Origin of the sequence: Marivirga sp. (assembly GCF_024636815.1) — a bacterium.
Classification (GTDB): domain Bacteria; phylum Bacteroidota; class Bacteroidia; order Cytophagales; family Cyclobacteriaceae; genus Marivirga.
The window spans coordinates 1-7,050 of record NZ_JAGXGF010000050.1 but is presented as its reverse complement, the minus strand read 5'-3'; the positions used below and the strand labels follow the sequence as shown (position 1 = coordinate 7,050).

Here is a 7,050-nt window from a genome sequence, read left to right as displayed (position 1 = left end):
TGATCCGTCCGTTTCCGGATAGATCGATAATTTGTTTTCAGATCACATCGTTAAAGTTTGCCTTTCGGTATTGTTCTTGATCTGTTCGAACGCCGTACTGAAATTCTTGCTTTGGGCATAGGTCCTGTTGATATGCCGTAGAACGCCATCGTCAACTGCTCTAAAATTCATTTCTTTTTTGCCCGCGTTACTTTCCGCAAAGTGCCATAGCCCGGTTCTGTCGCATCTGTTGGATGAGCCCGTCGAAGTATACCACGTGCGCCGGATGAAAGTGAGCATAGCAATAATTATTGTAAACCCTTTTATAGCATAGTCTGAAACGATTTTTTAAGTGGCTCAAAAAATTCCGTTTTCAGTGGTTCAATTTGACCGTTTTTTGCAAACTTGCCTCTTGAGAATACAGCATCCCATTGCTCATCTTCTGAAAGCATTTTGTATTCGTAGAGTGTCATTTTTCTATAATAATGAGTGGCCTTTTCTTCGCAAGTAAGTCCTTCATGATCATAGAATTCTTAGAAATGATTAATATAATGATTCACTTTATTACTTGACTAAATATCCAATAAGCAATGGAATAACCAATCCAATCATAACCTTGATAAATAAAACTATGCCTTTGGACAGTAATTGTACTGCTTCGTACAAAAGGACCCGATTTTGAAATCAAAAAGGCCTTATTTTATTTCTCATAGAATTATTAACCATAAATAGTATAGTCATGAAAATGTTAGTTAATGTAACATTCCCCATTGAGCCTTTCAATTCAATGGTCAAAAGTGGTGCGGCAGGAGAAATCATTGGCCGAGTTGTTGATGACATCAAGCCAGAAGTTATTTACTTTACTGAACTAGACGGGCATCGCGGAGCCGTTATGGTAGTCGATGTTCCTAGTGCCTCTGCCGTTCCTAAAATTGCCGAACCCTGGTATCTAAATTTTGAAGCCGAGTGCGAATTTAAAATTGCCATGACCCCTGATGATTTAATGCAGGCCGACCTCACCAATTTAGGTAAAAAGTGGAGTTAACTGTTTCTTAACTTATTGGAAAGGACGGACATAGTATACCACCCGCGCCGGAATAAAGTGAGCACAGTAATAATTATTGTAAACCCTTTTATAGCATAGTCTGAAATGATTTTTTAAGTGGCTCAAAAAACTCCGTTTTCAGTGGTTCACTTTGACCGTTTTTTGCAGCCTAACATCGAGATTCTGTTTTATATAATCTATTATATCGTAGTCAGAAAAATATTTAACTGTGTAAAAACTGCTTTAGGCACTTTCAATGTGGAACTTCTGCCTCCTCCCATTCCAGCACCACCACCTTGTTGTACCCAACTACAGCCTTTTAGAAGATCGGAAAATTTAATAGCCCACCAATCGACAGTATTTCTGAGAGCATCAACTTCCTCTACAACATAGATTGCATCCATATTGTTGCTTAACGAAATGAAATAAGAAAGTTTAGCAAAAGGACCAACATCAATACCAAACCAATCACCAATTTGAGTATCATTCGCAGCTGTTTTACTTTTAAATTCAACGGGGTATGATTTACCAGAATTACTGACTAGAAAGAAATCTAAATCGTTATTAGAGACAACAAAATTTCTTTGCAAAAAGTACCTTACATAATCTTTCCAAAACAAATCTGTAACGATATGATTGTCATTCCAAATTGGAAGAGTTCTATCAATCCTATGCAATGCGTAGGCTCTCATTCCTCGTGCTCCCATTCGTGGAGAGAAATTATTCATTACTACTGCAGTTGGTACAGGAACCAAACCTTGAGCCCCAACTTTCTTAAAATTTATGTTATAACTTCTTAAATAACTTCCTTTTGTTGGTATTGCAAAATTGCCTTCATTTACCGCATTAAGAATTGTATCGCATTCGGCAAAATATACTTTCATGCCTGCCTGTTGGAAATATGAATGAGCTAATACCTGCCCTGAAAAAGAAGGAGGACTTATAGCTCCAGACCAAGTAAATGCTTTCGGAATTGGTAATACAGCAATTCTATTCTTTGTTGGTAAATTCGTTAAATTAATATTCCCTGGTGAAATAATCCAACCACCTGGGATTATAAACTGATAAAGACTTCTTAATGCTGGCGTGTTTAAATGATTTTCGAACCGGACTTCAGCTTGTATACCTATTACTTTGTTAGCATTAATAGAAGACCATTGTGTTTCTAAAAATCTGATTGCATTTTCTCTACTATTAGGCATAAATTAAATTTACACCAATATATATTTAAATAAGAGAATAAATATTACTTGGAGGAAATAATAAATCTAAACTATTTGGTTTAATCTTAAATAATGGACCTTTTTCAACCACTTTACCTTTTGAATTTCTTTTTATCAAATGGTCTAAAGTAATTACTCCTTGTTCAATTAGTAAATCGAATTGCGAAACAATTGGCTTTCTAGTATGTTCGACTTGCCGATATTGAAAATACTCTTTGCCATCAGCATTAATTGTATCCGCTGCGACCCAAAAAGTTTCTTTATGCTTTTCAAGTAATCTATTATGTAGTTTTTCTAGAGTCCAAACTACAAAGTCCCCTACTCCTTTTTGATTGGAGTTTTCAATAAGTTGATTTATATCTGAATCAATTTTTAATGATAACCCTTGTGAGTTATTTGTTATTGCAGAAACTGTACAGTATAACTTATAATCTTCCTCTCTCCAATAGCCAAATGCATCTAGTATTTCTGCTGAACTTCTAAATTTGCTCAATTTCCAATCAGGAACTTGAGCAAATAAATTTTTTCTATTTCCCTTATTGGCTCTAAAAGATTTCAATTCAATTCCTTTGTAATCAGGGAGTTTAGATGAATTAATATCTATTCCTAAGGCGGTTTCCAATGTTCTTCCTACAGAAGTATCCGCATTTACCATAGATAAAATTGGACCACCTTTAGCAAGGTTAGTCAACATATTTAATAATTCTTTTGAAACAGCATTTTCAATAAAATTAATTTCTTCAATTAATTCCTTAATTGGATTTGTAATTATAGAATCTATTAATTGCCCTATTGGTAGTTGGGTTAAATTAAGAACGTGCAACTTATTTTCAAAGGCAATTAATGCTAAAATATCATTTGGATTAGAATGTTTAGTTAGTCCACTAAACCATATTCTTGGGTCTCCTTTCTTTGTTTTTGGCCTATATAATGAAGTTCTTGATTTATTTACTTTATCTTTTTCATAAATAAGAGCGTCTATTATAACCTTACTTTCAGGACCTTGTGCTTGCAAGTTATAATCGTGAAAATTATTATTTCTTAAATAATTTCTAACTGTACCAGTTGCATCCATTATAGACTTTTTAAGTCCATTTTCAGTAGGCTCAATTAAGGTTAACGAGATTGAATTTTCGGTTAAAACTTTTAGTTTTTCTTCTTCTTGGCTAGTTAATATTCTCATTTAATATTTTTCAAAATTTCCGTCGCAACTGCTCTTGCTAAGAGTGGAGGAACGGCATTCCCAACCAAAGTATATTGAGGTAATTCAGATTTTCTATTATTGCCACCAGTAGAACGTTTTCCTTGAAAAACAAAAGAATCATCGAAGGATTGCAATCTTGCCATTTCTCGCACCGTAAGTGCTCTGGGTGTATTATAATGAATGTAGTCGTCTGGAATAGTCATTACCGTAGGGCTCTGGCCTTCAGGCTTTAACACATTATAATTTCTCTTGTTTGAAGATAACCCGCACTCATTTAATTTTTCTTGAGCTTTTTTATAATTTCCTTCTTTTAGGATTATGGCAAGACGCCTAATCACATCTTCACCTTGATTGCTAGTTTTGTGGTTATGGAGAAGGTCATAAACTTTCTCACCATTACTTAAAGCTTCTTCATTTTTTACATAAAATGGTTTACTAGCTTTTACAAATCGACCATTTAACCTACCGCTCCTACTCCATTCCGCAAATGTTTTGCCTTTACTTTTTAATAGTTTGCCATCAATTGAACGTTTCTTTAAAAGGCCTTTCATTTTTTTAGCTGTTCCATTGTATTGTTTAGAGATATCAACTAAATGATATTGATGGGCTTCTTGATTATTTCCAATAAAATCTAAATCATACAATGCCTCAAAAACAGAAACTTTTTCTTCTTCAGAAACACTGGCTGGAATTTCGGATATGAATTTTTGGTCTTTTCTACATCCAATAAATAAAACTCGTTCTCTATTCTGGGGAACACCATAATTTGAAGAATTCGCTACAAATGGAGCTTCAATTTTATATAATCGTATATCGCTTATTATCGAATCTAGTTCGTTGTTTTGAATTTCATCGCAGTAACCACGAATCATTGTGAGGCAATCATCAATGTTTAGTACATAAATTTTAAGTGCTTTTATTATGTCACCACAAGATTGTTTAAATTCCTTTGCTACATTTAATCTATTAAAAGCTTCTTCTATTTTTTTGATTATTTCATTTGAATCTATATCAGTAAGGAATCGAGTAAAAGAATCTACGAAGTAATCATTGTCAATATTGCAAAAATCCTTTTCGCGAATAATATCACGCTTTAGTTTTTCCCATTCTTTATTTCTGACTAAAAGATTAAAACCATGCCTAATTGTGCTTATTCTTTCATCAGTTTTACTCGTTTTATAATCCACAATATCTGGAGTTAGCTTTCTAAATTTAGCATCAATTGTTCTGATATAAACTTCTTTTGCCTCCTCAGCTTTGGCATCAGTAAACTGTTCAATCTCTATTCTCTTAATTAAACTATCTAACAAGAAATCATTATCTATATTGGTTTTCTTTAAAGATTTAATAAAAGATGTTAAACGAGGAATTTCATTAATATCAACGATGGAGTTAATTTCTTTTAGAATCAACTCTTTAATTTTCCCTTGCTCTTTTGTGAGAATTCCCTTTACGTTTTCCATAACAAAATACTTTGGTTGAAGTACTTTGATTACCTCTAAATAATGAGAAAACAAATCATCTTTCTTATCAAACTTTTTTCTCTTCCCTGCTAAACTAAAACTCTGACAAGGTGGTCCACCACATACTACATCAACTTTTTTACCTTTAGTTTTCGAGATTAAATTATCTAAAAAATCAGGCTCTGTAATATCTTGACATAAGAAATCAGCATCTAAACCCAATTGATGATTATATCGTACTACATGAGTTAACTCAGAATTCTCATTAATATCATTAGCAACAAGAAAATCAAAAAACTTATTATTATGTTCAGCTTGGAGAAAGCCTTCACTAAATCCGCCAGCGCCAGCAAATAAGTCTACAAATGTGAAAGGTTTGCCATATAATGAAATTTGCTCTCTAACAATATTTACACTATGACCTTCTTTATAGGCTTTGACAAAACCAGTCAATTTTGATTTTAGTTCTTTATTGGTGTAGCTTTTCTTATATGAATTATTCAATAGCTCATCAGCCCTATCTCTTAAATAAGCTAGATAATAATTTATTTCAGTAGCTCTCTCAGAGTTTAACTTTACAGATTGAGTTTCTTTATCAAAGTCTTCTTGTTTTATTTTTTCACCAGTAGATAATTTGACTTGTTCAGAATTACAGTTAATTCTTAAGTGAATTGGGGAGAATCCTTTTTTATCAGATTTGTCGAGATAGAAGTTTATTGTAGCCATAGTTTAAGTTGCGGACATTTTTGCGGACACGGACGAATTTACGGACAGTAATGCAATATTCCAACTGTTTTTGGATTATTTCCATATTAATCTACACCATTTATATCTCAGCAATTACCAACCATGGCTTCTACAATGATTTTTCTTTTACCTTTTTGAAGAAAGTTATGATAGAAAATCTATTTCTCATTATTGGATGAGGCGGTCAAAGTGAACCACGTGCGCCGGATGAAAGTGAGCATAGTAATAATTATTGTAAACCCTTTTATAGCATAGTCTGAAATGATTTTTTAAGTGGCTCAAAAAACTCCGTTTTCAGTGGTTCACTTTGACCGTTTTTTGCATACTGATAACAAGGTCGTAGTTTTTCGCTGCATCCGTCTGCCCCAAACTTTCAAACGGAATACCATACACCTGTACATTTTTTTGATACCGAAAATTGTGCTCCAATATACGCACCGTCAAAATCTCCTTTTCGAACGCCGTAAAATTTGCGGACGGATAGATTTTGGATAGATGACGGATAAAGATGCCGTTGCCCGCACTAGGTTCCAATATAGTCTTTGGGTCGAAACTATTGGCCGATTTTAAGGAAGCCGTTATGGAGCTGACGATTGCATCGGGCGTGTAGTAGGAATTCAGGGAACTTTTCTTGAGACTATTCAGGATGGTCCGCGCATAATCGGTCCCATAATAGGCTTCCAATTTTTCCAGAAACCGGGTTCTATACGTCTTGTTCTTAAGGATGTCAAAAATGTTCCCGAACCCGGGATTGTTGATATGGATATGTTGTTCAGGCGCGGGTTCGTTGAGCGCATCAATGGTCCGGACCAAGTAGTCAAGATACTTTTTTTTTGAGTATTTAATTTTGAGTGGGTGAGTTATGGGATTTGATCGGGTGGCTTTAATGCCAAAATTCTATATTACATATTCAGGGGGTTTTGAATGATTTGTTCATTAATTTGATCCGTCCGTTTTCGGATAGATCGATAATTTGTTTTCAGATTACATCGTTAAAGTTTGCCTTTCGGTATTGTTCTTGATCTGTTCGAACGCCGTACTGAAATTCTTGCTTTGGGCATAGGTCTTGTTGATATGCCGTAGAACGCCATCGTCAACAGGTCTAAAATTCATTTCTTTTTTGCCCGCGTTACTTTCCGCAAAGTGCCATAGCCCAGCTCCATAGTGCTTTTTAAGTTGGGCTTCCCTCGTATTTAACTATAAGACAATGGCCTCTATCTTACCGCTCGTAGCATTTTTCGCAACCGTCCTATCTTAATTTTCTCCATGGCCGATATTGTTCAGTTCCATTAAATGGTCGTAGATACTTTTCTTTAGATTGAGGGAGGGTCTAGGATTGATCTTGATCTCATTTTTTATGGTCTCATAATGTAAATGGTAGCCCGTGGA

The 7,050-nt window shown here is 34.5% G+C and carries 5 protein-coding genes; 1 reads left to right on the top strand and 4 read right to left on the bottom strand.

Going from position 1 to position 7,050, the window contains the following annotated elements:
* Positions 1-302: 302 nt before the first annotated feature.
* Entirely contained in the window at positions 303-452 is a 150-nt protein-coding gene (locus Q0L29_RS03875) for a hypothetical protein (RefSeq protein ID WP_296619253.1), read from the bottom strand.
* A 266-nt stretch (positions 453-718) separates the two neighbouring features.
* On the opposite strand from Q0L29_RS03875, the gene Q0L29_RS03870 reads away from it, so the two are divergent.
* Positions 719-1,024: a hypothetical protein gene (locus Q0L29_RS03870; protein ID WP_296619252.1), complete on the top strand. Its 306-nt coding sequence runs from the start codon at positions 719-721 to the stop codon at positions 1,022-1,024.
* A 200-nt stretch (positions 1,025-1,224) separates the two neighbouring features.
* Here Q0L29_RS03870 and Q0L29_RS03865 read toward each other — a convergent pair whose 3' ends face one another.
* From Q0L29_RS03865 to Q0L29_RS03855, 3 genes are read right to left on the bottom strand one after another with little or no spacing between them, the layout of a single operon-like run.
* Complete coding sequence (locus Q0L29_RS03865) at positions 1,225-2,226, bottom strand: hypothetical protein (protein ID WP_296619250.1); 1,002 nt, start codon at positions 2,224-2,226, stop codon at positions 1,225-1,227.
* Positions 2,227-2,251: 25 nt separating this feature from the next.
* Positions 2,252-3,430 carry an MvaI/BcnI family restriction endonuclease gene (locus Q0L29_RS03860; protein ID WP_296619248.1) on the bottom strand — a complete coding sequence of 393 codons (1,179 nt, stop codon included), beginning with the start codon at positions 3,428-3,430 and terminating at the stop codon, positions 2,252-2,254.
* Positions 3,427-5,640, bottom strand: a complete 2,214-nt coding sequence (locus Q0L29_RS03855) for a DNA cytosine methyltransferase (RefSeq protein ID WP_296619247.1) — start codon at positions 5,638-5,640, stop codon at positions 3,427-3,429. The genes Q0L29_RS03860 and Q0L29_RS03855 overlap by 4 nt, the downstream gene beginning before the upstream one ends.
* Between the last annotated feature and the right edge of the window lie 1,410 nt (positions 5,641-7,050).